This is a genomic window from Sphingobium sp. Leaf26 (assembly GCF_001421665.1).
Classification (GTDB): Bacteria; Pseudomonadota; Alphaproteobacteria; order Sphingomonadales; family Sphingomonadaceae; genus Sphingobium.
The window spans coordinates 1-23,523 of the sequence record NZ_LMKV01000008.1 but is presented as its reverse complement, the minus strand read 5'-3'; the positions used below and the strand labels follow the sequence as shown (position 1 = coordinate 23,523).

Below are 23,523 nucleotides of genomic sequence, written 5' to 3'. Positions count from 1 at the left end.
GGATCAGGGCCTGGCGAGGCGGGCCGTCGATCCGATCGGCAACAGGATGAGCGCGCTGCCGCGCCCGGACATGCCGCCGGCGATTCCGCGCGCGCGGGCGCCCGCGCCCCAGAAACTGTCGAAACGGTTGGCGCCCTTGATCGCGCCGCCGGTATCCTGCGCGATCCAGATGCCATTGGGTTCGGCCCGGTCGAGCGAGAGCAGCACCGGCGCGCCGAGCGGGATGAATTTGGGATCGGCCGCGACGGTCGCTTCGGGCGTGACGGGTACGCCGAGCGCGCCGAGTGGCCCGGCGCCGGTCAGTTCGCGGAAGAACACGAAGCTTCTATTCTCGTTCATGATTGCCGCGCCTTCGGCCGGATGGGCGCGCAGATATTGCATGATGTCCTGCATCGACCCGGCCTGGATCAGGCCACGATCCTTCATCAGCTTGCCGATGCCGGTATAGTCGCGGCCATTCTGCCCGTCATAGCCGATACGCATGACGCCGCCGTCGGGCAGGTTCAGCCGTCCGCTGCCCTGTACCTGAAGGAAAAAGAATTCGACCGGATCGGCGGCATAGGCGAGTTCAAGGCCACGCCCGGCGAGCGTGCCGGACACGATCTGGCTGCGGTCGTCATAGGGAACGAACTTCGTGCCATTCACCTTGCCGCGAATGGTGCGGCCCTTGAGGCTGTCGCTGAACTGGCCGAGATCGACGTCGATCAGGTCGGTCGGGCGACGGTAGATGGGCACGTCATAGCCCGGCTGGCGGGTGCGCGATCCACTGATTTCCGGTTCATAATAGCCGGTGACGAACGCGGTGCCGTCGCCCACCTGCACCGCTTCGAAATAGCGGGAGAAAAATTCGCTGGCCGTGGCTTCGGGCCAGCTAGAGGCGGCGGCGCAGGCGCTGTTCCAGTCCGATCCGCGCGTCAGGCCGCTGGCGTCGGCGCGGCGCATCAGCGTAGGACAACTGATGCGGAAGGCCGCAAGCGCGAGGCGCGAGCGTTCGCCCGAGGGGATGAGGCTGGCAATGTCGGGACCGCGCGTGACACCAAGGCCGGCGGCCGTCGCCTTGTCGAGCGCCGGCTCGGCCGGCAGATCGATCGGAAGGGTCGGGCGCGGCGTGGCGGGCACGGGAGGGGTTGCCTGTCCGCTCGAACCACCCGACGTCACCGGGCGGGCCGGCGCGGGACCGCCGGCAGAAGGTGGGATCATGCCGCCCGTGCAGGCAGACAGCATCAGCGCCGCAAGCAGCGCTGCCCCCGACTGGCGCGCGATCATGCCGCTTCGTCGGTTTCGCTGAGCTTCCAGTTGGGATCGGCGCTGCGGATGTCGCGGGTGAAGGTCCAGATATCCTTGGTGCCGACCGCGTCGGTGAGCGAACCGGCAACGACATTGCCGTCCTTGTCGCGCGTGACGGCGGCGATATCCGCCTCGAACCGCAGGGCGATTTCGGCAATGCGGCCATCGACCGACGCTTCGACGATCTGCGCCTTTTCGATGCGGACCAGCCGGTTGTCGAGGACATGGCCGTCAGCTTCGCGGGCGGCGATCGCTTCCTCGAACGAGGCGCGGACGTCATCGTCGCACAGCCAGGCCAGTTCATCACGGTCGCCGCGCCAGAAGGCCTCCAGCACCATCTTGTAGGCGCTCTTGGCGCCGTCCACGAATTGCGGAACGTCGAAATTGCGGTCGCTGGCGATCAACGCGCGCACGCCATTTTCCGCGCCGGGACCGATCAGGCCATCGGCGAGGCGGACCGAGTCGCCGCTATTCTGCGTGGGGAGGCCCGGTTGCAGCACCGTCATCTTGGCACGCTCATCGGCGGGACGCGGCGCAGGCTCCTGCTCGTGGCCAGTGCGCTTGCCCAGCACGGAATAGAGCCGCAGCGCCAGAAAACCGGCGATCATGGCGAGGATGACGATCACATACACGGAAGGCTATACCCTTTTGTGTGGGATAATGTTCCGGCCAACATAGGCATGTTTGCGCGCAGTTTCAAATAGGGGCTTGTGCCGATTGCGCTTCGCCGCCCTCAGTCGCGCCATTGCCCTGCCCCAAAGCCCCTGCTAAGCGCGCGGGTCGAGATATTCGGGGGCTTCCCGCCGCCGGACCAGAGGAAAGTCAAGGGAAGAGCATGGCCGACGCAACGGATCACATCACCACGAACCTGGGCAATGGCGCCGACACCGCGCCGCAGATCGCGCTGATCAGCCAATATGTGAAGGATCTGTCGTTCGAGAACCCGAACGCACCGGCCGTATATCAGTGGCAGGACCAGCCGCAGATCGACGTGCAGTTCAATATCGGCGCCGAGCGCGTCGCTGATGACGTGCTGGAAATCGCGCTGAAGATCGAAGTGAAGGCAGTCGCGCCGCAGGGCACCGCCTTTGCCGTGGAACTGCTTTATGCCGCTTTGTTCGGCATGCGCAACGTGCCCGAAGACCAGGTCCAGCCCTTCATGCTGGCCGAAGCGCCGCGCCTCATCTTCCCCTTCGCCCGCCGCGTGCTGGCCGATGCGATCCGCGACGGCGGCTTCCCGCCGCTGCTGCTCGACCCGATCGATTTCGGTTCGCTGTACCTCCAGCAAGCCGAGCAGATGGAAGTGACCGCTGGCGAGCCGGCCGGCCACGCCTGATAATTTGCGATGACCCCCAACGCCGTTCGGGCTGAGCCTGTCGAAACCCGCTCCTGCTCTGCGAAAGAACAAGGGAGCCCTTCGACAGGCTCAGGGCGAACGGATCAGGGGTTAAGCGCATGAAACTCGTTCGCGCCCTTGGCTCCGTCGGGGGCCTTACCCTCGCCAGCCGCGTCCTTGCGCTGGTGCGCGATTCGCTGGCGGCGCGCTATGTCGGCGCGGGCTTTGCGTCGGACGCTTTCAATGGCGTGGCGTTTCGCCTGCCCAACATGTTCCGCGCGCTGTTTGCCGAGGGCGCGTTTTCCGCAGCTTTCATCCCGCTGTTCAACAAGAAGGCGGCGGGCGAAGGCGGATTGCCGGCCGGCTATGATTTTGCCGAGCGGGCGCTGGCGGTACTGCTGCCGGTGCTGATCCTGTTCACGATCGTCCTGATCGCGGCTGCCTGGCCGATCACCTGGGCGCTGTCGGGTGGCTTTTCACGACAAAATCCGAGCGCGGAGCAGTTCGCCTTCGCCGTCACCCTGTCGCGCATCACCATTCCCTATCTGGCATTGATCTCCCTGGCCTCGCTGCTGGGCGGCATCCTCAATTCGCTCGACAAATTCTGGGTCAATGCCGCCGCGCCCATTCTGCTCAACGTCGCGATGATCGCAGGACTGTGGTTTTTCCATGGCGCCGACGAATATGAAACGGCGCGGGTGCAGGCCATGTCGGTGACGATCGGCGGCGCCCTGCAACTGCTCTGGCTGATCTGGGCGTGCAAGCGGTCGGGCGTGTCGATGACGCTGAAACGCCCGCGCCTCGACGGCGATGTGCGCGAATTGCTGCGCAAGATATTGCCTGCCGCCGCAGGGGCGGGCGCGTCACAGATCAATTTGCTGATTTCCACGGCGTTGTCCGGCTGGCTGCTGGCGTCGGGGTCGATCACCTATATTTATTACGCCGACCGGCTGAACCAGTTGCCGCTGGGTCTGATCGGCATCGGGCTTGGCACGATATTGCTGCCCACCATTTCGCGCATGCTGTCCAAAGGGCAGGAGGCCGAGGCGATGGAGACGCAGAACCGGGGCATCGAACTCGCCCTGTTCCTGACCCTGCCGGCGACTGTCGCCTTTCTGGTCGTCGCTGAACCGATCGTGCGCGGCCTGTTCCAATATGGCCGCTTCACGGCCGAGGATGCGATGCGGTGCGGCTGGGCGCTGTCGGCCTTCTCGATCGGCCTGCCCAGCTATGTGCTCGTGAAGGTGCTGACGCCGGGCTATTATGCGCGCGGCGATACGAAGACCCCGGTGCGGTATGCCATGCTGTCGATCGTCATCAACATCGTCGGCAATCTCGCCATGATCCCGACGCTGGGTCATATCGGCCCGCCGCTGGCGACCGCTCTGTCCTCCACCGTCAATGTCGCCATGCTCTATACAACGCTGGTGAAGCGCGGCCATTTCGCGGCCGATGCCGGGCTGCGCCGTCGCCTGCCCCGGCTGGCGATCGCCGCGATCGTCATGGGCGTGGCGCTGTGGGCCGGCAAGGGCCTGCTCGATCCCTGGCTGACCGGGGCGATGGTGCAGCGCTATGTCGCGCTCAGCCTGCTGGTCGGCGCGGGCGTGGCGCTTTACGGGCTGGCGTCGGTCGTCACGGGGGCCTATCGGCTGTCCGATATCAAGGCGCTGATGCGCCGCAAAAGTGCAACCTGAAGAAGAACGGATCTACCCATGCGCGTCCTTTCCGGCATCCAGCCCACCGGCAATCTGCACCTTGGCAATTACCTGGGCGCGATCCGCAACTGGGTGCGGATGCAGGATGAGATGGACGCCGACAGCCAGTGTTTCTTCTTCCTTGCCGACATGCATTCGATCACCGTGCATGAAGGGCGCGAGCAGCGTATCCGCAATGTCCGCGACATGGCCGCCGCGCTGGTCGCCGCAGGGATCGACCCGGATCGTTCCGTGCTGTTCAATCAGGCGCGGGTGCCGGCCCATGCGGAACTCTGCTGGTTGCTCAACGGCACGGCGCGGATCGGCTGGCTCAACCGCATGACCCAGTTCAAGGACAAGGCGGGCAAGGATCGCGAGGGGGCTTCGGTCGGCCTGTTCGTCTATCCGGTGCTGCAAGCCGCCGATATCCTGATCTATAACGCGACCCATGTGCCCGTGGGTGAGGACCAGAAGCAGCATCTGGAGCTGTGCCGCGACATCGCGACCAAGTTCAACACCGACTTCGGCGTCGAGCTGTTCACCCTGCCCGCGCCGATCATCCCCAGGGAATCGGCGCGCATCATGTCGTTGCGCGACGGCACCGCGAAAATGTCCAAGTCCGACCCCAGCGACATGAGCCGCATCAACCTGACCGACGATGATGATGCGATCATGACCAAGGTGAAGAAGGCCAAGACCGATCCCGAACCGTTGCCCGAAACGGCCGAAGGGCTGGCGGGTCGTCCCGAAGCCGGTAATCTGGTCGGCATCTTGGCGACCCTGACCGGGCGGACGACGGACGAAGTGTGCGCCGAATTTGCGGGCAAGGGCTTTGGCGCGTTCAAGCCGGCGTTGGGCGAGGTGCTGGTGGAAACGCTGCGTCCTATCCGCGAACGGTTCATGGAATTGCGCACCGAAGACGCCGCGCTCGACGCGATCCTGGACAAGGGCGCGGCCAAGGCGGCGGCCGCGGCGGAGCCGACGTTGCGCGCGGCTTATGACGCGATGGGGCTTATGCGCTGACGCGCTGATATCGTGACGACTGGCGGCGATGCCCGCCGCGGGTCGTCACAGCGTCACGGCGTATCGACCTTGTCGAAGGTCGTCGTCATGCGAACGCGCTGGGCCACCGGCTTGCCTGCGGCATCCTGCTGCGGGACATAGCGATGCGACATGATATCCGCGCACTGGGCCGAATTCGCGGTCGTCGCTCCATTCAGCGTGATGCTACAGTCGAACGCGATCCCGTCGGAATCTACGGTGAACGTCACCTGCTGGCGGTAGGGCATGGGCGGCAGCGGCCGTATGCCGTCGTCACGATCGGGCAGTCGCCATGTGATCCGGCCATTATAGATATCGGCCACCCCTCGCCCATTGGCATCCTTTGCAGGGGTGAAGCGCGCCCGCTCCATCATGCGGGCACAGGTCGCATCGTCCAGACTGGCTACGCCGGTGCTTGAAGTGATCGTGCAGTGGGTTGGCGTGCCCGTCGGGTCGATATCCAGCCGGAACCCCGCCATGCCATCCTGTTGCTGGCGCTGGGCATCAGCGGGATAGTCCGCATCGGTCAGCCACGCGCCCGGACTGGACCGTGGCTTCGCCCGCTCCGCCGGTTCGGGCGAAGCGGCGGCGAGCAGGAGGGGCAGGACGAGAAGGATGCGGCAGGATCGGATCATCCGGCATGTCTGTTCGATCGGGCGATTATTTTCCAGTCCTATAAAGGCTTTCGCAGACAGCCGGGGTGAGCCGCCTGGACTGATGCACCAAAGCCACAGACGTCGTCCGAAGGGATGGCCCCTTTTCTTTGGGGGACGGAATAGCCATTTCCGCAGCGTCGTAGATGGCAGGACATGGTTTTGCGCCCGTTCGATGGGTTCGCGCGTTCAAACGATGTTCAGTTGCGTTTTGCTATGACAGGGCGCTAAGATGGTCGCAGGCGGGTTCGCCTGAAATAGGACGTAAAAACATGGCTCGTTTCAAGAAGTTCGGCCTGATCGCAGCGCCCGCTCTGGCGCTGGTGGCGCTGTCCGGTTGCGCCACGGGTTTCAAGGCCAATGTCGCCCGTTTCCAGCAACTCCCTGCCCCCGCCGGGCAGAGCTACACCGTCGTCGCGGACGATCCGCGTCTGGCCGGCGGCCTGGAGTTCGCCCATTATGCCGATCTGGTCGGCCAGCGTCTGGCCCAGACCGGCTATGTCGCCGCCAGCGATCCGGCCCGCGCCGACCTGATCGTGCGCGTCGCCTATGATGTCGACAATGGCCGCGAGAAGGTGCGCTCCACTGGCTTTGGTGGTGGCGGCTGGGGTGGTGGCCCATGGGGCGGCGGCTTCGGCGGTCGTTGGGGTCGTCCGTGGGGCTATGGCTTCTATGATCCCTGGCTGTTCGGCGGCGCCGGCTATAACGACGTGTCCAGCTACACCGTCTATACCAGCGACCTCAGCCTGAAGATCGACCGCGCGGCGGACAATCGCCGCCTGTTCGAGGGCAAGGCGAGCGCCCAGTCGCTGTCGAACAAGCTGACCTATCTGGTGCCGAACCTGATCGACGTGATGTTCACCAACTTCCCCGGTCAGAGCGGCGAAGATGTGCGGGTCACGCTGCCGCCCGAAAAGAAGGGCTGAGCGCAGGCTCGGACGAGACACAAAAAGGCCCGGCGCTTCATCGGAAGCGCCGGGCCTTTTTGTTGGTGCGATCAATTCAGATTGCATTGCGCCGGGCGATGGCGCCCAGCACCGCCGCGCTGGGCTTGGCCGTCCGGGCGAAGGTCGTGCGGTCCAGACTGTGCAGGCCGAATTTCGGGCCATAGCCGAACACCCACTCGAAATTGTCGACCAGCGACCAGTGGAGATAGCCGTGCACCGGCACGCCATCGTCCATCGCCTTTTTCAGTTCGGTCAGCGCGGCCGGAATCAGGCGCGCGCGAATCGCATCGTCGGAGGCGTTGACGCCATGTTCGGTGACGATCACCGGCACGCCGCTGACCTGATGGGCATAGCGCACCGCGCCGGCGAGCGAGGCGGGATAGACTTCCGATCCTGCGTCATTCACCACCGATCCCCTGGGCGGCGGCAGGCGGCCCTTGTCGTCCCATAGCGAGCGTTCGTAATTCTGCACGCCGACGAAATCGTCGCCTCGCGCAGCCTTCAGCCAGGGTTCGTAGAGCTTGGCGCGCATCGCGTCACGGATGCTGTTCCGGCCGACCGGCTGGTCGTCGATGATGGCAAGGCTAACGCCCACCGGCAGGCCGGGCCGCACCGCCTTGATCGCGTCCCGCCCGGCCTTGTGCGCTTTCAGCATGTTCGCGGTGGTGGTCGGCACATCCTCGATCCAGAGGGCGTTGCCTGCCTGGAACTTCGCGACACCATGGGCCTTCGCCGCCGCTTCCTGCATCGCGCGGTCCGCGTCCATCAGCCTGTCGCCGATGCCGGGTGGCAGCACGATGCCGAGCAGGCCGGTCAGGTTCGGTTCGTTCAGCGTCAGCGCATGGCCGATCTCGCCCGCCAGATGGCGGGCCGCCCGGTCGCAATAGCGGGCGAAGAGCTGCGGCGACTGCGGATTGGCCCAGCCGCCCCGCGCTGCGAACCAGGCCGGCGTCGAAAAATGGTTGAAGGTGACGACCGGATGCAGCCCCCGCGCCCGGCAACCGGCGATCATCGCCTTGTAATGATCGAGCATCGCGACCGAAAATTCGCCGTCCGCCGGTTCGATCCGCGCCCATTCGAGGCTGAAGCGATAGGCGTTGAGGCCCATGGCCTTTACGATGTCGAGATCGGTCGGCCAGAGCGCGAAGCTGTTCGCGGCATCGCCCGATGGCTCCACATAGACGCTGGGCTTGCTATGCTCCATCACCCAGATGTCGCTATTGCTATTATTGCCCTCCACCTGATGTGCGGCGGTGGCGGCACCCCACAGGAAGTCTTGCGGGAAGGCCGGGTTGAAGGCCGCAGCCTTTCTGGCAAGGGCCGGCGTGGCGGCGGCGGTGGCCGCAGCGGCGGCCAGCAAGGTTCGGCGGTTCAGCATGTCCCTCTCCCGTCATGGGGCGGCATCTGCAACCGCCTTCTAATTTAGAACTATTATTCTTAATATGATTGAGCAAGAGGCGCTCCCTTATTTTTTCGCTGTGCAGCGCGGGCATAGCGGATAGCCTGTGTCGGGCCGTTGCCATGGGGGCAGCCTGCCCAAGGAAAATCACGCCCATGTCCCTGACCGTCCGCATCCTGATCGCGCTTGTGCTGGGCCTGGCCTGCGGGATCGCGCTGGCGGAGGGCGGTGGGGCATGGGGCGACGATATCGTGGCGCTGGCCCAGCCGATCGGCAAGGCCTGGCTGGGTGGATTGCAGATGCCGCTCATTCCGCTGATCTTCGCGCTGCTGGTGACGGGCATCACCCAGGCGGCGACCAGCGCGCGGATCAACGGCATGGCCGGGCGCGCGATCGCGCTTTTCGCGATCCTGCTGGTCGGATCGGCAGCGGTCGCGGCGCTGGTGGGACCGTTGATGCTGCATCTCTGGCCAGTGCCGGCCGGCGCCGTCGGCGCGCTGGCGGGCGCGGAAAGCATCGCCGAAGTCCCGGATGTGCGCCCGTCGGCCGAATGGCTGCTGGGTTTCATCCCGGTCAATCCATTGAAGTCCGCCAGTGAGGGGCAGGTGGTGGCGGTTGTGCTGTTCGCGCTGATCTTCGGCTTTGCCGTCACCCGCATTGCCGAAGCGCGGCGCGTGCTGCTGACCGGCTTTTTTCAGGCGCTGGCCGATGCGCTGCTGGTCGTGGTCGGCTGGGTGCTGTGGCTGGCGCCGGTCGGCGTCTTTGCATTGGCGCTGGTCGCGGGCGCACGGTCGGGCCTCGCGACGGCGGGGGCGCTGCTCCATTATATCGGCTTCATCGTGCTGATCTGCATCGTCGTGACGCTGCTCGTCTATCCGCTGGTGATGATCGCCGGGCGTATCGGGCTGGGCCGCTTCGTCCGCGCCGCCCTGCCCGCGCAAGCCATCGCTTTTTCGACGCAAAGCTCGATTGCGTCCCTACCCGCGATGATTCAGGCGAGCGACGGGCCTCTCGATGTGCGGGAAACGACGCGCAGCATCGTCCTGCCGCTCGCCATATCGCTGTTCCGCATTACCAGCCCACCGGCCAATCTGGGCGTCGCCCTCTATGTGGCGGCGATGAACGGCGTGGTGCTGGGTCCGGGGCAACTGGCGATGGGGGTGCTGGTCGCTGCGATCGTCAGTCTGGCGGCGGTCGGCCTGCCCAGCCAGATCACCTTCTTCACCACCACCGGCCCCATTTGCCTGGCCATGGGCGTGCCGGTGGAGGCGCTGCCCCTCCTGCTGGCGGTGGAGACGGTGCCCGACATCTTCCGCACGGTGGGCAATGTCACCGCAGACATGGCGGCGGGACGCATCGTGGATCAGGCGGCGATCAGGGCACCCGCCGCGCCGTGACGATACGGATGGGCGCTTCGAGCATCTGGCCCTTCATCACGCCTTCCCCGGCTGTTGCGGACTTGGGCGCGGCAAGGATCGCCTTCACCACATCCAGCCCCTCCACCACATGGGCGAAGACGGCGAAACCCTGATTGTCGCCGCCGGCCTGCTGCGGTTGGGCGTCCATGCCCGGCATCTTGCCCAGCACGATGAAGAAGTCGCCGGTCGCGCTGCCCGGCGCATAGCGGGCCATGGACAGCGCGCCGTCATCATGGGTGAGGCCGGTCTGCGTCGTTGGCTCATGCTTGATCGGCGGCAGTATCCGTTTCGGATCATTTTGCGCCCCGCCCTGCACGAAGCCATAATCGGCCGCGCCCACACCACGGTAGAAGGCGGTGCCGTCGAACCGCTTCTGGTCGACATATTTCAGGAAATTGGCGGCGGTGACCGGCGCCTTGTCCACATGGACGGAAACGATGATCGGGCCGGCGCTGGTATCGAGCGCGACCCGCACGTCATGGGATGCTGGCACAGGCGGCGCGGCTGGCTCCGTCTGCGCCGCGACGGGCGAGAGGGTGAGCAGGGTGGCAAGCAGCAGGGCTAGTTGGCGAATCATGCCGCCAGCCTAACCTGATGCGCTTCAGCCTTCCAGCAGGCGCTGCAACGCGCGGACGTCGGCATCCATGTCCGGGTTGCTTTCGCGCAGCGCCTCGATCGTGCGCACGGCATGGATCACGGTGCTATGATCGCGGCCACCGAAGATGCGGCCGATTTCGGGCAGCGAGCGCGGCGTCATCTTCTTGGCGAGGTACATGGCCACCTGACGCGGGCGGGCGACGGCGCGGGCGCGGCGCTTGGAACGCATCTCCGACGGGTCGATCTTGAAATGCGCAGCGCACGCCTTCTGGATCTCGTCCACGGTGATACGGCGGGCATTGGCGCGCACGGTATCGGCCAGCATCTGCTGCGCGAAGTCGAGGTCGATCGAGCGCCCGGTCAACTGGCCATAGGCGACCAGCTTGTTGAAGGCGCCTTCCAGTTCGCGCACGTTCGACCGGATCGAGCGAGCGAGGAAGTCGATGACGGCGTCGGGCACCGGCGGATCGCCCGCTACCGCGCGCTTGGCTTCAAGAATCGCAAGGCGCAGGTCGAGTCCAGCCGGCTGGATGTCGGCGACAAGGCCGCCAGCCAGACGCGACAGGATGCGCGGGTCGATCGATTCGAGGAGTTGCGGCGCCCGGTCGGCGGTGACGACGATGCGCGCGCCGGTGTCGATCAGGTCGTTGATCGTGTGGAGAAATTCCTCCTGCGTCGATCCCTTGCCAGCGATGAACTGGATATCGTCGATCAGCAGCAGGCGCGCGGCGCGCAGCCGGCCCTTGAACGCCATGGTTTCGTTGGCGCGCATCGCGTTCACGAATTCGACCATGAAGCGCTCGGCCGACATGTAGAGCACGGCCTGCGACGGGCTGTGGGCGGAAAAGGCGCGTGCAATCGAATGGAGCAGGTGCGTCTTTCCCTGGCCGGTCCCGCCATGGATGAAGAGCGGGCTGAAACGCGGCGTGGCTTCGCCCGCCATCGCCTGCGCCGCCGAGAAAGCCAGGTGGTTCGTGTCGCCGGTCACGAATTCCTCGAAACCGTGGCGCGGCAGGAAGTTGGAGGCGATGGGGATGATCGCGGCTTCGGCCGGCGCGGCGGCTGCCGCTTCGACAGACACGATTTCGAGCAGGCGCGGGCCGGCCACGTCAGGGGCGTGGCGCAGGCGCACTTCGCGCACGCTCACACCGGCGCTGCGCCAGGCCATGCGCAAGCGGTCGCCAAACTGGCCGGACACGAAATTGGCGCTGAAATCGCTGGCCACCAGCAGGTCGAGCGTCTGCGATTCGGCGCAATAGTCGCCCAGCCGCACGGGCTTGAGCCACTGGTCGAACATCCGCGCGCCGACATCGCGGCGCAGGCCGGTGCGGATGGCGATCCAGGCGGATTCCAGACCGGCATCGGCCTTGTCCACCTGTCCGTCCTGCCAACCAACCACGCGCACAATATCCTTCATAGACGTAAACGACCCTACCAACTGTGCCCCCCGACTTCGGGCAGGAAAAAAGACGCAAGAAGCCCAATCCGGAAACGCCCCCGTTTCCGGATTCTCCACGATGATCGATCTCACATGACGGCCGCTTCAAGGTGATTCGACAGCAGCCGGATTTCAAAAATAGACGGGCCTGCTTCGCGGGATCAAGGGCAGCGTGGTTCAAAAAAGTGAAATAAAGCCGTTGACTCGGTAAAGCGGCGGGAATCCGCCGACAATAAAATTATGGCGTATTTTCAAAGATTTATTGCCGATCACTTATGCGGCAGTGCGTCGAATCGCGGGAAATAGGTCGATCGTGAAAATGACGTTATTGTGAAGAAACGACGAAAGGCCCGCCCCGATAGCCGGGGCGGGCCTTTAATGCGTCAGAAAAGCCGGAGGCTTTTAGGCGAGCGCGCTGACAGCCTTGGTCAGGCGGCCGAACTTGCGCGACGCGGTGTTCTTGTGCAGCACGCCGCGAGCGACGCCGCGGGCCAGTTCGGGCTGGACGGCCTGAAGGGCGGTTGCAGCGACATCCTTGTCACCGGCGGTGACGGCGGCTTCCACCTTCTTCACCAGGGTGCGGATCCGGCTGATGCGGGCGCCATTGATTGCGGCGCGACGCTCGTTGCGACGGATGCGCTTCTTGGCTTGCGGCGTATTGGCCATTCTATTCCTCGGTTCTCATCAAATCTCGGGAAGAGGCCCGCCGAACAACCGACATGCCTCGTGAAGGTGCGCCCCTTACAGAGGTTCGGGGCAGGCGTCAACGGATTCGGCCAACGCTATTTCTGGCATTTGGGGCAGAAGAAGGTCGATCGACCACCATCCACCCGGCGCTGGACCGTGCCGCCGCACAGGCAGGATTCGCCCTCCCGCCCATAGACGCGCCATTGTTTGGAGAAATAGCCCAGTTCGCCATCCGGCCGCGCATAATCGCGCAGGGTGGAACCGCCTGCGACGATGGCGGCGGCCAGGACATCGCGAATCGCTTCAACCAGAACAGCAAGCCGCGCCCGGCTGATCTTGCCTGCCGCCCGAGTCGGGGCGATGCCGGCCATATTCAGCGCCTCGCACACATAGATATTGCCAAGGCCCGCCACGATCCGCTGATCCAGCAGCGCCGCCTTGATCGAGGTTGCCTTGCCGCTGAGCGCCCCGACCATATAAGCGGTATCGAAATCCGGTCCCAGCGGCTCCGGCCCCATGCGCGTGAAGGGTGTATAGCTTTGCCACGCATCCGATCGCACCAGATCGAGCGATCCGAATCGGCGCGCATCGTTGAGCGCCAGCACATGGCCCTTCCCTGTGTCTTTTGGCCCGGTTTCCAGCAGCAGATGATCGTGCGTGCCGATCTCCGCCGGGTCGATTCGCCAGCGGCCCGACATGCCGAGATGAAAGATCATCATGTCGCCGCGATCGGTTTCGATCAGACCATATTTGGCGCGGCGCGACAGGCCCGTCACCGTTGCGCCCGTCAGCCGCTGGCGCAGGTCGACCGGGATCGGCCAGCGCAGGTCGGCACGGCGCGGTTCCACGCGGGTAAGCACGCTGCCCTCCAGCACGGAGCGCAGGCCAGCGACGGTGGTTTCGACTTCAGGAAGCTCAGGCATGCGGTGTCATGTAGGGACTAAAGCCGTGCTGCGACAGGGCCTGCGACGGGGCATGCAGCCAAAGCGTCCAGCCTTCGCGTTCGCGCTGGCATGGCGTTGGAACTGCGGCTAGAGCGAAGTGCATGAGCGAAACAGCATCCTTCGGCTATCGCGACGTCGATGCCACCGAAAAACAGGGCATGGTCCGCGAAGTCTTCTCCAACGTCGCGGCCAAATATGACCTGATGAACGACGCCATGTCGGGCGGCGCGCATCGGCTGTGGAAGGATCAGTTCGTGCGCCGGGTAAAGCCCCGCGCCGGCGAGCAGATTCTGGACATGGCAGGCGGCACCGGCGACATCGCGTTCCGCATGCGCAAGCATGGCGCACAGGTGACGGTGTCGGACATCAATCCGCAAATGCTGGCCGTGGGCGTCGAGCGGGCGCAGAAGAAGGGCTATGACGGCCTGATCTGGTCGGAGCAGAATGCCGAGCAACTGACCTTCGGCGACCGGGAATTTGACGCCTATACGATCGCCTTCGGCATCCGCAACGTGACTCATATCGACCAGGCGCTGCGCGAGGCGAACCGGGTGCTGAAATTTGGCGGGCGCTTCTTCTGTCTGGAATTTTCCACCACGACATGGCCGGGCTTTTCGGACGTCTATGACGTCTATTCGCACAAGCTGGTGCCGCATCTGGGCAAGCTGTTCGCCAATGATGCCGACAGCTATCGCTATCTGATCGAATCGATCCGCCGCTTCCCGCCCATGCCCAAGTTCGAGAGCATGATCCGCGAGGCCGGTTTCGTGAACACGAAGGTCGAGCCGATCCTGGGCGGGTTGGTCGCCATTCATTCGGGCTGGAAGATCTGAAGCCCGCATGACCGCACATATCACGCATCTCTGGCGCCTCGTAAAATGGGGCCGCACGCTGGCGCGGCATGGCGCATTGACGGGGATCGAACGCGATCCCCTGACGCCCGGCCCGGTCCGTCGCCTCGTCCGCATCGCCCGTTTCGGCGCGCGCGTGCCCAAGCAGCCGCGCTATGCCGATGCTTTCCAGTCGATCGGTCCGGCCGCGATCAAGCTGGGCCAGACGCTTGCGACCCGGCCCGATCTGGTCGGCGATCATGCCGCCAACGATCTGCTGCGCTTGCAGGATGCCCTGCCCCCCGTGCCGTTCGACACGATCCGGGCGCAGATCGAGACGAGCTTCGGCCGCCCGCTGGAGGCCCTGTATAGTCGGTTCGACGAGGTGCCGGTCGGTGCGGCCTCGATCGCGCAGGTGCATCGCGCGCTGACCACCGACGGCCGCGACGTCGCGGTCAAGGTAATCCGGCCCGGCGTGATCGACCAGTTCAACCGCGACATCCAGACCTATGAATGGGCCGCAGCCCATGTCGAGCAACTGGGCGGCGAAATCGCGCGCCTGCGCCCCCGCCTCGTCATCGCGAACCTCAAACGCTGGACCGCGCGCGAACTGGACCTGCGGCGCGAAGCCGCCTCCGCCTCCGAACTGGCCGAAGCGATGGAGGCGATGCCCGGATACAGCATCCCCGCCATCGACTGGGACCGCACGACCGGCAAGGTCATGACGATGGAGTGGATCGACGGGATCAAGATTTCCGATCGCGATGCGCTGATCGCGGCGGGTCATGATGTAAAGGATCTCGCCGCCCGGCTCGTCAACGCCTTCCTGCGGCAGGCGATTGCGGAGGGTTTCTTCCACGCAGACATGCACCAGGGCAATTTGTTCGTGCGGGCCGATGGCGATATCGTCGCGATCGATTTCGGCATCATGGGCCGGATCGACCGGCGTGCGCGCATGTGGTTGGCGGAAATTCTCTACGGCCTGATCACCGGCAATTACAAGCGTGTGGCGGAGATCCACTTCGAGGCGCAATATGTGCCCGGCCATCATAATGTCGCGGAATTCGCCACCGCATTGCGCGCCGTGGGCGAGCCGATGCGCGGCAAGGCAGCCAGCGAATTGTCGGTCGGCGGGATGCTGGACGGGCTGTTCGCCATCACCCGCGACTTCGACATGCAGACCCAGCCGCACCTGCTGCTGCTGCAAAAGACGATGGTGATGGTGGAGGGCGTCGCCCACAGCCTCGATCCCGACATCAATATGTGGGAAACGAGCGGCCCCTATGTAAAGGGCTGGCTGCGCGACGAACTGGGGCCGGAGGCCAAGGCCGCCGACACGCTGATCGAGAATTGGCGCACGCTCCAGCGGTTGCCGGGTCTGGTCAAGCGGATCGAGGACGCCTTCCCCGAAAAGGGCGGCGCACCGCCCCCTCCGCCCTTGAGCGAGGTAAAGCTGATCCGCGTGAGCGGCGGCTGGCGTTATGCGGCGGTGGCGCTGATCGCGGCGGCGGCTGGCGTGCTGGGTTCCGCGCTCCTACATCTGCATCTATGATCCAGCAGCGCGTCCTCCTCATCGTATCGGGCGGTATAGCCGCCTACAAGTCGCTCGAACTGGTGCGGGCGCTGCGCAAGCGGGGGATCGCGGTGCGGGCGGTGCTGACGGAGAGCGCAAAGCAGTTCGTGACGCCGCTGTCACTTGGGGTGCTGACCGAGGATCAGGTCTATGACGATCTGTTCGACCTGAAGGCCGAGCGCGAGATCGGGCATATCCAGCTTAGCCGGCAGGCCGATCTGGTCGTGGTGGCGCCCGCGACCGCCAATATCCTGGCCAAGATGGCCAACGGCATCGCCGACGATCTGGCGACGACGCTGCTGCTCGCCACCGACAAGCCGGTGCTGGTCGTGCCAGCGATGAATGTTCGGATGTGGCATCACAAGGCGACCCAGCGGAACCTGAGCCGGCTGAGGGCCGATGGCGTGCATGTGATGGAGCCGGATGACGGCGCGATGGCCTGCGGCGAATTTGGCAAGGGGCGGTTGCCCGAACCCGAAGCGATTGCGACGGACATTGCGCGGTTGCTCGCCCAGCCCCTGCCTTCCGACCTTCTGGCGGACCAGCCCGATTTCGCGGCGGATGCGCCGCATATCGTGACGTCGCTCGATACAAACGGTGCCTTGAAAGGCCGGCATATCCTGATCACCGCCGGGCCGACGCATGAGCCGATCGATCCGGTGCGCTACATCGCCAATCGCTCTTCGGGCAAGCAGGGCTTCGCCATCGCCGCCGCCGCCGCAAAGGCCGGCGCACGGGTCACGCTGGTCGCCGGCCCCGTCCATCTGCCGACGCCGGCCGGGGTCGATCGGGTCGATGTGGAGACGGCGCGGCAGATGCTGGCCGCCGTCGAAGCCGCCCTGCCCGCCGACGCGGCGATCATGGTCGCCGCCGTGGCCGACTGGCGCACCGCTGACGCCGCCGACCAGAAGCTGAAGAAGGATGGATCGGGCCAGCCCGCCCCGCTGGCGCTGGTCGAGAATCCCGACATCCTCGCGACGCTTGGCCATCATGCGCAGCGCCCCGCCCTGCTTGTCGGTTTCGCCGCCGAAACGCAGAAGATCGCGGACCATGCGCGGGCCAAGCTCGCAAAAAAAGGCGCGGACTGGATCGTCGCCAATGACGTGTCGGGTGACGTGATGGGTGGCGATTCCAACGCCGTGCAGATCGTCAGCGCCGCCGGTATCGAAACATGGCCCGTCCTGCCCAAGGGGGAGGTGGCCGAAAAACTCATCGAAAAGGTTGCCCATGCCCTCTCCGCTCGCCCCCATTGAAATCCAGCTCAAGCGCCTGCCCCATGGAGAGGGATTGCCGGTGCCGGCCTATGCCACCGCCCATGCGGCGGGCATGGATGTGGTGTCGGCGGAGGAGTTGATACTGCAACCGGGCGGCCGCCATGCGGTGGCGACCGGCTTTGCCATGGCGATCCCCGAAGGCTATGAGGTGCAGGTGCGCCCGCGCTCTGGCCTGGCGCTGAAACATGGCATCAGCCTGCCCAACACGCCGGGCACGATCGACGCCGATTATCGCGGCGAATTGAAGGTCATCCTCATCAATCTGGGCGACGCACCCTTCCTGATCGCGCGCGGCGACCGGATCGCGCAACTGGTGGTGGCGCCGGTCCAGCTTGCCAGCTTCGCCGAAGTCGATAGTCTGGACGATACCGTTCGCGGAGAGGGCGGGTTCGGTTCGACAGGAGTGTGATGCGATGACGATGCTGCTTTCGCTGATGCTGGCCGCCGCGACTCCCGTGCCGGACGCCACGCCGCCGATGCCGCAGGATCTGGGTAGCGTCCCCGTGATCGACGGCTGGCTGGGGCGCAAGATTTCACCGCGATGGTCGGACGATATCGCCCGCCTTTATCGACGGGGCGAATGCAGCGGTGCGGTCAACCATGAAGGATCGCAACTGCTGGAGATCGACATGCTGTTCCTGCTGTCGGGCGACGGCAAGCCGTTGAAGATCGCACCGGTCAACGCCCGCTGCCCCGAAGTGGAAAAGTTCGTGAGCAGCCGCATATTGGGCACGTTGCGTGGCTCCTTCCCCAAGGATGGCGCGGCGGAACCGCACTGGATGCGCTCGCAGGTCCGTTTCCTGTGGTCCGACGCGCCGTGACGCTGAGCGATGCGCAACTGGAGCGTTATGCCCGGCACATCATCCTCAAGGAAATAGGCGGCGCGGGTCAGGCCCGGCTGCTGTCCGCCGATGTGGCGGTGATCGGCGCGGGCGGCATCGGCAGTCCGGCGATCCTCTATCTGGCGGCGGCGGGCGTCGGCACCATCCGCGTGATCGACGATGATTCGGTCGCGCTGTCCAACCTTCAGCGCCAGATACTGTTCGGCACCACCGATGTCGGTGCGCCCAAGGCCGAGGCCGCGATGGCGGCCGTCGCCCGGCTTAATCCCGATGTGAAGCTGGTTCCCATCAACGCGCGGATCGATGCGGCCAATGCCGACCTGGTCCTGCGGGAAGCGGACGTCGTGCTGGACGGCTGCGACAATTTCGACACGCGGCTGGCGGTGGCGGACGCGACCCAGCGGCTGCGCATACCGCTGGTGTCGGCAGCGGTCGGCCCGTTCGAGGGGCAGATCGCCACCTATCGCGGCTGGGAATCGAACAAGCCCTGCTATCGCTGCCTGGTCGGCGCGCCACAGGATGCGCCGGAACGCAACTGCGCCGAAACCGGCGTGATCGGGGCGCTGACCGGCGCGATGGGCAGCCTGGCCGCGCTGGAGGCGATCAGGGCGCTGGTGCCGTTCGGGACCGACATGGCGGGGCGGTTGCTGATCGCCGACCTGCTCTCCATGCGGTTCCGCACGGTGGACGTCCCCAAAGACCCGGCCTGCTCCGGCTGCGCCGCCGAACTATGCGCGGACTGACCATTGTCGTCACGACCGCCGATGCGGAGCGGCTGCGCGGCGCTCTGCTACTGGCGGCGGCGCAGGCGGCGCTGGGCGGCGCGGCGGCGATCTTCCTGCAACTCGATGCCGTGGCGTTGCTGCGACCGCCGGTAGTTGCCCCGCGCGATGGCGATCATCGGGCGGCGGGCCTGCCCGATCTGGCCGCGCTGCTGGCCGATTCGCTGGATCTGGGCGTAACGATCTCCGCCTGCCAGAGCGGACTGGCGCTCTGCGGCATGTCGGCGGCGGAATTGCCCAAAGGCGTCGGCGTCGGCGGACCGATCGGCTTTCTGCAACAGATGGACGACGATGTCCGCCTGTTGATGGCGTGACTTATCGAAGAACCGGCAGGTAACGCCAATTGCCCTGACCATGGTGCCGGGCGGAGGGCGCGGCGGCGAAGCCGGGGATGCCGGCACCATTCGATGCCGGCAGGGTCGCCATATGCGTCACGCCCCAGACGGCGCCGAGGCAGAAGAACGCGATCAGACCATATCGAACGGATTTCATGCGCCCTGCCCCCTTTCCATGCGGCCCTGCCTACAGGCTGCACAGGCGGGGAACAAGGCACAGAGGCTGTCAGAAGTCCTGGTAGCGTTCGTTGCCGACAAAGCCGAGGTTGGTGACGCCGGACCGTTTGATATCGGCCAGCACTTCATCGACGGTCAGGTAGCGGGCGTCCGCGTCCGGCTGGAACTGCAATTCCGGTTCGACCGGCAGGCGTAGCGAGGTGGCCAGATAACGGCGCAATGTCAGCCGGTCGATCGCGGCCCCATTCCAGCGGATCACGCCGCCCGCGTCGATCGTCACCTTGTTCTTCACCGGGTTCATGGCGATCGGCTGTTCGGTTGCCTGACCCGGCAGGTCGATGCCGATACTATGCGTCTGGATCGGGATGGTGATGATGAACATGATCAGCAGCACCAGCATCACGTCGATCAGCGGCGTAGTGTTCAGATCGGAAATGGGCGTCCCCTGATCGCCCGACTGGGGTGTTGCAAAGCTCAAAGCCATACGTCCCTCCATAAGCTGAAAATATGATATATCAGCACATCAATGATGCGCCGCCTGTGGCATCTTGGCAAGAGGGGTTCTATTGACAGGACCGACCGCCCATTTATGGGGAAGGCGCGGCTATTTCAGGCCGCGCAATCACGCCTTTTCACAGAAAGACTTGTCCCTTGTCCGCCATGCTCAAGATCACCCTGCCCGACGGTTCCGTGCGTGAAGTCGCGCCCGGCACTACCCCGGCGGATATTGCAGCGGCGATCGGGCCGGGTCTGGCGAAAGCCGCGATCGCCGCGCGCGTCGATGGCGAACTGCGCGATATCGGTCGCCCGCTGGAGCAGGACGCGAACCTCGCACTGGTGACGAGCAAGGACGAGGCCGATGCGCTGGAACTGGCGCGGCACGATTTCGCCCATGTGCTGGCCGAAGCGGTGCAGGCTTTGTTCCCCGGCACGCAAATCACCTTCGGCCCGGCGACGGACGATGGTTTCTATTATGATTTCGCGCCCAAGGACCGCCCCTTTACCGAGGAAGACCTTCCCGGAATCGAGGCGGAGATGCGCAGGATCATCGCCGCCAACAAGCCGCTGATCCGCGAAGTCATCGCCCGCGATACGCTGATCGCGCAATGGGAGGCTGCTGGCGAGACGTTCAAGGCGCAATGGGCCGCCGAACTGCCGCAGGGCGAGGAACTGACCGTCTATCATTCGGGGGATGGCTGGTACGACATGTGCCGCGGCCCGCACCTCGCTTCCACCGGCAAGCTGGACCCGGCCGCGTTCAAGCTGACGCGCGTGTCGGGCGCTTACTGGCGCGGCGATCAGAAGAACGCGATGCTCAGCCGCATCTACGGCACCGGCTGGCTGAACAAGAAGCAACTGGGCGAGCATCTGACGCGGCTGGAGGAAGCGGGCAAGCGCGACCATCGGAAGCTGGGCGCGGAGATGGACCTGTTCCATCTTCAGCAGGAAGCGCATGGGTCTGTCTTCTGGCACCCCAAGGGCTATCTGATCTGGCGCGAGCTGGAAGCCTATATGCGCCGCGCCATCGACGCGGCGGGCTATCGCGAGGTCAAGACGCCGCAGGTGATGGACGCGCGCCAGTGGGAGCAATCCGGCCATTGGGGCAAATATCGCGAAAATATGTTCGTGATCCCCGACGAAGTGCCCAACGTCGCGGACGAAGGCCCGCTGGTGTCGGACGACGCCAACTGGATGGCGTTGAAGCCGATGAACTGCCCGGCGCATATCCTGATCTTCAAGCAGGGCATCAAAAGCTATCGCGACCTGCCGCTGCGTTTCTACGAAAATGGCTGCTGCCATCGCAACGAACCGCATGGCGCGCTGCACGGGTTGATGCGCGTGCGCCAGTTCACGCAGGATGACGCGCATATCTTCTGCCGCGAAGACCAGATCGTCGAGGAAGTCCGCGCCTTCTGCGCGCTGGCCGACCGCATCTACAAGGATTTCGGCTTCACCTACTCGATCAAGCTGGCGCTGCGCCCCGAAAAGCGCTTCGGCAGCGAAGAGATGTGGGACAAGGCGGAAGAGGAACTGCGCACTGCGGTTGCCGCCGCCGGCCTGAACACTCCGGAGTTCGGCTGGGAAGAATTGCCGGGCGAAGGCGCCTTCTACGCGCCCAAGCTGGAATGGCATCTGACCGACGCGATCGGGCGCACCTGGCAGGTCGGCACGATTCAGTCGGACCGCGTGCTGCCCGAACGACTCGACGCCAGCTATGTCGGCGAAGATGGCGAACGGCACCGCCCAGTCATGCTGCACCGCGCCATTTTTGGCAGCTATGAGCGTTTCGTCGGCATATTGATCGAGCATTATGCCGGGAAGTTCCCGCTCTGGCTGGCACCGGTGCAGGCCGTCGTCGCGACCATCGTGTCGGACGCGGACGACTATGCCAGGCAGGCCGTCGAGAAGCTGCGGGCCGCCGGAATCCGCGCGGAAATCGACGTCCGCAACGAGAAGATCAATTACAAGGTGCGCGAACATTCGCTGGCCAAGGTGCCCAATCTGCTGGTCGTCGGCCGGCGCGAAGCGGACGAAGGCACGGTGGCGCTGCGCGAACTGGGCAAGGAGGGGCAAAGCCTCCTTTCGCTGGACGATGTGATTTCACGTCTTGCAATTGAGGCCCGTGCCCCGGATTTGCATGGCGTATAACGAAGATCAGCCGGGCAGCGCGGCCTTTTCCGCCGCGCTGTTCCTGATCGGCGCCGAAACCGTTCTATGGTCTATCGCCGCCACCCTCTTTCATCACCATCTTTCCGGCCCGCCGCCGACATTCTACGTTTTCTTCGGCGGCATCGTGCTGATGGTCGTACTTGCTCTGTTACGCCGGAAATGGCCCAGAACAGCGCTCACCATTACGGCAACGATCGCCGCAGCCCCTTTTCTGCTGTTTATGATCTCCCTCTTCCTTGACATCTGAACCTGCAAACCCGACATGCGGTGAGGCAGCAATGCCACAAGGGTTCGTGATTCCGTTACGGCGGCAGCACGGACCCCTTTCGGCTTTGCCTAAAAGCCGCTAAGAGCCACTCGTTTCTGAAACGACCGAAGGAGATACTGCTATACGTCCCCCGATGATGCGCCGCCCGCTGGCGCCGCCGCCGAAGTCCGGCCCTCGCTATAATGAATTCATCACCGTGCCAAAGGTGCGCGTGATTGATGATGAAGGCGAAAATCTGGGTGTGATGTTTACGCAGGAAGCGATCGAACAGGCGGCCGATGTGGGCCTGGACCTGGTCGAAGTGTCTCCGAATGCCGACCCGCCGGTCTGCAAGTTCCTGGACATCGGCAAGTTCAAGTACGAAGCCCAGAAAAAGGCGAATATCGCCCGCAAGACCCAGAAGACGCAGGAACTCAAAGAGATCAAGATGCGTCCGAACATCGACGATCATGACTATGATACGAAGATGAAGAAGGTCCATGATTTCATCGGCGACGGCGACAAGGTGAAGATCACCCTGCGTTTCCGTGGCCGCGAACTCAGCCACCAGCAGCTCGGCATGGCCCTGTTGCAGCGCGTGGCCGAAAATGTGCAGGAAATCGCGAAGGTGGAAGCCTATCCCCGCATGGAAGGCCGCCAGATGCTGATGGTGCTGGCACCGAAATAAGCCGTTCGATCGCACGAACCGCAAAAAGGGCGGGGTCTGGATTCAGACCCCGCCCTTTTTGGTTTTCAGGGGTACTTTGCAGGCCCATCAGAACTGCCGCAGTCGGCAACATCAGGCTATGGGCTGCAACGCCACCCATTGCGTTCCCAGGCGCAGGCCGGGGTCCAGTTGGGACCGTGGAACTGGACCCCGGCCTGCGCCGGGGGCAGCAATCGCGCCAGGACAGGGCAATCGCACAGCAGTCCTACCCGTTGGGCACCAGCAGATATTTTTCGCCCGTGCGCCGCGCATTATAGGTCATCACCGCGTCGCGGGTCAGCGCGTCTTTCAAGGAGATCCGCGCCTTATACTGGCTGGCGAAGGTCGTGGTCAGCTTGTCGCGCACCCGCGCGCGCATCCGCGCCGTCACCTCCGGCGCGGCGCTTTGCAGGAAAGGGAAGAGCAACCAGCCGCCAACATTCCAGCTAAATCCGAAGCTGCGGTCGAGGATGGTCGGCCCGGTGTCGAGCGCACCATAGATATAGGCTTGCTTTGGGACACCGCGTAATTGATGTAGCCACCCTCCTGTATGGTACGAAGTCGCATGAACGCTTCAATGCAGGAGGGTGACCATGTCGATCTACGCAGGACTGGATAGGTGGCGCGGGGCGGTGGCAGTGCGATC

25 protein-coding genes and 1 pseudogene are annotated in these 23,523 nt (G+C 64.7%); 15 read left to right on the top strand and 11 right to left on the bottom strand.

The annotated features are described in order from the left end of the window. Nucleotides 1-3 precede the first annotated feature (3 nt). Together ASE85_RS08075 and ASE85_RS08070 are read right to left on the bottom strand one after the other, a co-directional pair. The gene (locus tag ASE85_RS08075) at nucleotides 4-1,266 is read right to left on the bottom strand and encodes a murein transglycosylase A (protein ID WP_056686360.1); all 1,263 of its coding nucleotides are present in this window, start codon (nucleotides 1,264-1,266) and stop codon (nucleotides 4-6) included. Continuing rightward, entirely contained in the window at nucleotides 1,263-1,919 is a 657-nt protein-coding gene (locus tag ASE85_RS08070) for a Tim44/TimA family putative adaptor protein (protein WP_056686355.1), read from the bottom strand. Before ASE85_RS08070 ends, ASE85_RS08075 begins: the two co-directional genes overlap by 4 nt. Before the next feature lie 203 nt (nucleotides 1,920-2,122). On the opposite strand from ASE85_RS08070, the gene secB reads away from it, so the two are divergent. From secB to trpS, 3 genes are all read left to right on the top strand, one after another. Next, nucleotides 2,123-2,623, top strand: a complete 501-nt coding sequence (secB, locus tag ASE85_RS08065) for a protein-export chaperone SecB (protein ID WP_056686352.1) — start codon at nucleotides 2,123-2,125, stop codon at nucleotides 2,621-2,623. Between the two features lie 119 nt (nucleotides 2,624-2,742). Continuing rightward, the gene (murJ, locus tag ASE85_RS08060) at nucleotides 2,743-4,317 is read left to right on the top strand and encodes a murein biosynthesis integral membrane protein MurJ (RefSeq protein WP_056686351.1); all 1,575 of its coding nucleotides are present in this window, start codon (nucleotides 2,743-2,745) and stop codon (nucleotides 4,315-4,317) included. An 18-nt stretch (nucleotides 4,318-4,335) separates the two neighbouring features. Further along, nucleotides 4,336-5,340, top strand: a complete 1,005-nt coding sequence (trpS, locus tag ASE85_RS08055; protein ID WP_056686348.1) for a tryptophan--tRNA ligase — start codon at nucleotides 4,336-4,338, stop codon at nucleotides 5,338-5,340. Nucleotides 5,341-5,393: 53 nt separating this feature from the next. Here the strand turns inward: trpS and ASE85_RS08050 are convergent, their stop codons facing one another. Beyond that, the gene (locus tag ASE85_RS08050; protein ID WP_056686345.1) at nucleotides 5,394-5,993 is read right to left on the bottom strand and encodes an energy transducer TonB; all 600 of its coding nucleotides are present in this window, start codon (nucleotides 5,991-5,993) and stop codon (nucleotides 5,394-5,396) included. 290 nt (nucleotides 5,994-6,283) lie between these two features. Here ASE85_RS08050 and ASE85_RS08045 point away from each other — a divergent pair, with 290 nt between their 5' ends. Beyond that, on the top strand, nucleotides 6,284-6,937 hold the full coding sequence (locus ASE85_RS08045) for a DUF4136 domain-containing protein (protein WP_056686343.1): 654 nt from the start codon (nucleotides 6,284-6,286) through the stop codon (nucleotides 6,935-6,937). Nucleotides 6,938-7,013: 76 nt separating this feature from the next. Here the strand turns inward: ASE85_RS08045 and ASE85_RS08040 are convergent, their stop codons facing one another. Beyond that, complete coding sequence (locus tag ASE85_RS08040) at nucleotides 7,014-8,336, bottom strand: family 1 glycosylhydrolase (RefSeq protein ID WP_056686337.1); 1,323 nt, start codon at nucleotides 8,334-8,336, stop codon at nucleotides 7,014-7,016. A gap of 176 nt (nucleotides 8,337-8,512) precedes the next feature. Between ASE85_RS08040 and ASE85_RS08035 the strand changes: the two genes are divergently transcribed. After that, nucleotides 8,513-9,754 carry a dicarboxylate/amino acid:cation symporter gene (locus ASE85_RS08035; protein ID WP_056686334.1) on the top strand — a complete coding sequence of 414 codons (1,242 nt, stop codon included), beginning with the start codon at nucleotides 8,513-8,515 and terminating at the stop codon, nucleotides 9,752-9,754. Here the strand turns inward: ASE85_RS08035 and ASE85_RS08030 are convergent. The 4 genes from ASE85_RS08030 to mutM all read right to left on the bottom strand — a co-directional run bounded on the left by ASE85_RS08030 (nucleotide 9,732) and on the right by mutM (nucleotide 13,420). Continuing rightward, nucleotides 9,732-10,352 (bottom strand): peptidylprolyl isomerase, encoded by a 621-nt coding sequence (locus ASE85_RS08030; RefSeq protein WP_056686330.1) that lies wholly within the window; start codon nucleotides 10,350-10,352, stop codon nucleotides 9,732-9,734. The two genes, ASE85_RS08035 and ASE85_RS08030, sit on opposite strands and share 23 nt — an antisense overlap. A 24-nt stretch (nucleotides 10,353-10,376) precedes the next feature. Continuing rightward, nucleotides 10,377-11,789, bottom strand: coding sequence for a chromosomal replication initiator protein DnaA (gene dnaA, locus ASE85_RS08025; protein ID WP_056686327.1), 1,413 nt, complete (start codon nucleotides 11,787-11,789; stop codon nucleotides 10,377-10,379). A gap of 423 nt (nucleotides 11,790-12,212) precedes the next feature. After that, nucleotides 12,213-12,476 (bottom strand): 30S ribosomal protein S20, encoded by a 264-nt coding sequence (gene rpsT / locus ASE85_RS08020; RefSeq protein ID WP_056686323.1) that lies wholly within the window; start codon nucleotides 12,474-12,476, stop codon nucleotides 12,213-12,215. A gap of 116 nt (nucleotides 12,477-12,592) precedes the next feature. Continuing rightward, entirely contained in the window at nucleotides 12,593-13,420 is an 828-nt protein-coding gene (gene mutM / locus ASE85_RS08015; RefSeq protein WP_056686319.1) for a bifunctional DNA-formamidopyrimidine glycosylase/DNA-(apurinic or apyrimidinic site) lyase, read from the bottom strand. A 122-nt stretch (nucleotides 13,421-13,542) separates the two neighbouring features. On the opposite strand from mutM, the gene ASE85_RS08010 reads away from it, so the two are divergent. From ASE85_RS08010 to ASE85_RS07980, 7 genes are read left to right on the top strand one after another with little or no spacing between them, the layout of a single operon-like run. Further along, nucleotides 13,543-14,274 (top strand): class I SAM-dependent methyltransferase, encoded by a 732-nt coding sequence (locus tag ASE85_RS08010; RefSeq protein ID WP_056686316.1) that lies wholly within the window; start codon nucleotides 13,543-13,545, stop codon nucleotides 14,272-14,274. Between the two features lie 7 nt (nucleotides 14,275-14,281). After that, nucleotides 14,282-15,823, top strand: a complete 1,542-nt coding sequence (gene ubiB, locus ASE85_RS08005; protein ID WP_056686312.1) for a 2-polyprenylphenol 6-hydroxylase — start codon at nucleotides 14,282-14,284, stop codon at nucleotides 15,821-15,823. Then, a complete protein-coding gene (locus ASE85_RS08000; protein ID WP_056686500.1) occupies nucleotides 15,823-17,097 on the top strand; it encodes a bifunctional phosphopantothenoylcysteine decarboxylase/phosphopantothenate synthase in 1,275 nt (424 codons plus the stop codon). Before ubiB ends, ASE85_RS08000 begins: the two co-directional genes overlap by 1 nt. Further along, a complete protein-coding gene (gene dut, locus ASE85_RS07995; RefSeq protein ID WP_056686308.1) occupies nucleotides 17,072-17,527 on the top strand; it encodes a dUTP diphosphatase in 456 nt (151 codons plus the stop codon). The genes ASE85_RS08000 and dut overlap by 26 nt, the downstream gene beginning before the upstream one ends. 4 nt (nucleotides 17,528-17,531) lie before the next feature. Continuing rightward, a complete protein-coding gene (locus ASE85_RS07990) occupies nucleotides 17,532-17,939 on the top strand; it encodes a hypothetical protein (protein ID WP_056686305.1) in 408 nt (135 codons plus the stop codon). After that, on the top strand, nucleotides 17,936-18,703 hold the full coding sequence (locus ASE85_RS07985; protein ID WP_056686497.1) for a HesA/MoeB/ThiF family protein: 768 nt from the start codon (nucleotides 17,936-17,938) through the stop codon (nucleotides 18,701-18,703). The genes ASE85_RS07990 and ASE85_RS07985 overlap by 4 nt, the downstream gene beginning before the upstream one ends. Next, nucleotides 18,691-19,056: a DsrE family protein gene (locus ASE85_RS07980; RefSeq protein WP_056686302.1), complete on the top strand. Its 366-nt coding sequence runs from the start codon at nucleotides 18,691-18,693 to the stop codon at nucleotides 19,054-19,056. The genes ASE85_RS07985 and ASE85_RS07980 overlap by 13 nt, the downstream gene beginning before the upstream one ends. Before the next feature lies 1 nt (nucleotide 19,057). Here the strand turns inward: ASE85_RS07980 and ASE85_RS22925 are convergent, their stop codons facing one another. Next, nucleotides 19,058-19,234, bottom strand: a complete 177-nt coding sequence (locus ASE85_RS22925; protein ID WP_156358258.1) for a hypothetical protein — start codon at nucleotides 19,232-19,234, stop codon at nucleotides 19,058-19,060. Between the two features lie 69 nt (nucleotides 19,235-19,303). After that, a complete protein-coding gene (locus ASE85_RS07975) occupies nucleotides 19,304-19,738 on the bottom strand; it encodes an ExbD/TolR family protein (protein ID WP_056686299.1) in 435 nt (144 codons plus the stop codon). Nucleotides 19,739-19,914: 176 nt separating this feature from the next. Between ASE85_RS07975 and thrS the strand changes: the two genes are divergently transcribed. The 3 genes from thrS to infC all read left to right on the top strand — a co-directional run bounded on the left by thrS (nucleotide 19,915) and on the right by infC (nucleotide 22,859). Beyond that, nucleotides 19,915-21,903: a threonine--tRNA ligase gene (gene thrS, locus ASE85_RS07970; protein WP_056686297.1), complete on the top strand. Its 1,989-nt coding sequence runs from the start codon at nucleotides 19,915-19,917 to the stop codon at nucleotides 21,901-21,903. Further along, entirely contained in the window at nucleotides 21,893-22,171 is a 279-nt protein-coding gene (locus ASE85_RS07965) for a hypothetical protein (protein ID WP_056686295.1), read from the top strand. Before thrS ends, ASE85_RS07965 begins: the two co-directional genes overlap by 11 nt. 154 nt (nucleotides 22,172-22,325) lie before the next feature. Then, nucleotides 22,326-22,859 carry a translation initiation factor IF-3 gene (gene infC, locus ASE85_RS07960; protein ID WP_056686292.1) on the top strand — a complete coding sequence of 178 codons (534 nt, stop codon included), beginning with the start codon at nucleotides 22,326-22,328 and terminating at the stop codon, nucleotides 22,857-22,859. Between the two features lie 244 nt (nucleotides 22,860-23,103). On the opposite strand, the pseudogene ASE85_RS07955 reads toward infC, so the two are convergent. Beyond that, nucleotides 23,104-23,391 (bottom strand): annotated as a pseudogene (locus ASE85_RS07955) (NADH oxidase); the annotation flags it as partial. Between the last annotated feature and the right edge of the window lie 132 nt (nucleotides 23,392-23,523).

What these genes read in the sequence shown, in the direction of transcription:
- ASE85_RS08075 (WP_056686360.1), bottom strand. Translation starts at nt 1,266, where the DNA reads ATGATCGCGCGCCAGTCGGGGGCAGCGCTGCTTGCGGCGCTGATGCTG.
- secB (WP_056686352.1), top strand. Translation starts at nt 2,123, where the DNA reads ATGGCCGACGCAACGGATCACATCACCACGAACCTGGGCAATGGCGCC.
- murJ (WP_056686351.1), top strand. Translation starts at nt 2,743, where the DNA reads ATGAAACTCGTTCGCGCCCTTGGCTCCGTCGGGGGCCTTACCCTCGCC.
- trpS (WP_056686348.1), top strand. Translation starts at nt 4,336, where the DNA reads ATGCGCGTCCTTTCCGGCATCCAGCCCACCGGCAATCTGCACCTTGGC.
- ASE85_RS08050 (WP_056686345.1), bottom strand. Translation starts at nt 5,993, where the DNA reads ATGATCCGATCCTGCCGCATCCTTCTCGTCCTGCCCCTCCTGCTCGCC.
- ASE85_RS08045 (WP_056686343.1), top strand. Translation starts at nt 6,284, where the DNA reads ATGGCTCGTTTCAAGAAGTTCGGCCTGATCGCAGCGCCCGCTCTGGCG.
- ASE85_RS08040 (WP_056686337.1), bottom strand. Translation starts at nt 8,336, where the DNA reads ATGCTGAACCGCCGAACCTTGCTGGCCGCCGCTGCGGCCACCGCCGCC.
- ASE85_RS08035 (WP_056686334.1), top strand. Translation starts at nt 8,513, where the DNA reads ATGTCCCTGACCGTCCGCATCCTGATCGCGCTTGTGCTGGGCCTGGCC.
- ASE85_RS08030 (WP_056686330.1), bottom strand. Translation starts at nt 10,352, where the DNA reads ATGATTCGCCAACTAGCCCTGCTGCTTGCCACCCTGCTCACCCTCTCG.
- dnaA (WP_056686327.1), bottom strand. Translation starts at nt 11,789, where the DNA reads ATGAAGGATATTGTGCGCGTGGTTGGTTGGCAGGACGGACAGGTGGAC.
- rpsT (WP_056686323.1), bottom strand. Translation starts at nt 12,476, where the DNA reads ATGGCCAATACGCCGCAAGCCAAGAAGCGCATCCGTCGCAACGAGCGT.
- mutM (WP_056686319.1), bottom strand. Translation starts at nt 13,420, where the DNA reads ATGCCTGAGCTTCCTGAAGTCGAAACCACCGTCGCTGGCCTGCGCTCC.
- ASE85_RS08010 (WP_056686316.1), top strand. Translation starts at nt 13,543, where the DNA reads ATGAGCGAAACAGCATCCTTCGGCTATCGCGACGTCGATGCCACCGAA.
- ubiB (WP_056686312.1), top strand. Translation starts at nt 14,282, where the DNA reads ATGACCGCACATATCACGCATCTCTGGCGCCTCGTAAAATGGGGCCGC.
- dut (WP_056686308.1), top strand. Translation starts at nt 17,072, where the DNA reads ATGCCCTCTCCGCTCGCCCCCATTGAAATCCAGCTCAAGCGCCTGCCC.
- ASE85_RS07990 (WP_056686305.1), top strand. Translation starts at nt 17,532, where the DNA reads ATGACGATGCTGCTTTCGCTGATGCTGGCCGCCGCGACTCCCGTGCCG.
- ASE85_RS07980 (WP_056686302.1), top strand. Translation starts at nt 18,691, where the DNA reads ATGCGCGGACTGACCATTGTCGTCACGACCGCCGATGCGGAGCGGCTG.
- ASE85_RS22925 (WP_156358258.1), bottom strand. Translation starts at nt 19,234, where the DNA reads ATGAAATCCGTTCGATATGGTCTGATCGCGTTCTTCTGCCTCGGCGCC.
- ASE85_RS07975 (WP_056686299.1), bottom strand. Translation starts at nt 19,738, where the DNA reads ATGGCTTTGAGCTTTGCAACACCCCAGTCGGGCGATCAGGGGACGCCC.
- thrS (WP_056686297.1), top strand. Translation starts at nt 19,915, where the DNA reads ATGCTCAAGATCACCCTGCCCGACGGTTCCGTGCGTGAAGTCGCGCCC.
- ASE85_RS07965 (WP_056686295.1), top strand. Translation starts at nt 21,893, where the DNA reads ATGGCGTATAACGAAGATCAGCCGGGCAGCGCGGCCTTTTCCGCCGCG.
- infC (WP_056686292.1), top strand. Translation starts at nt 22,326, where the DNA reads ATGATGCGCCGCCCGCTGGCGCCGCCGCCGAAGTCCGGCCCTCGCTAT.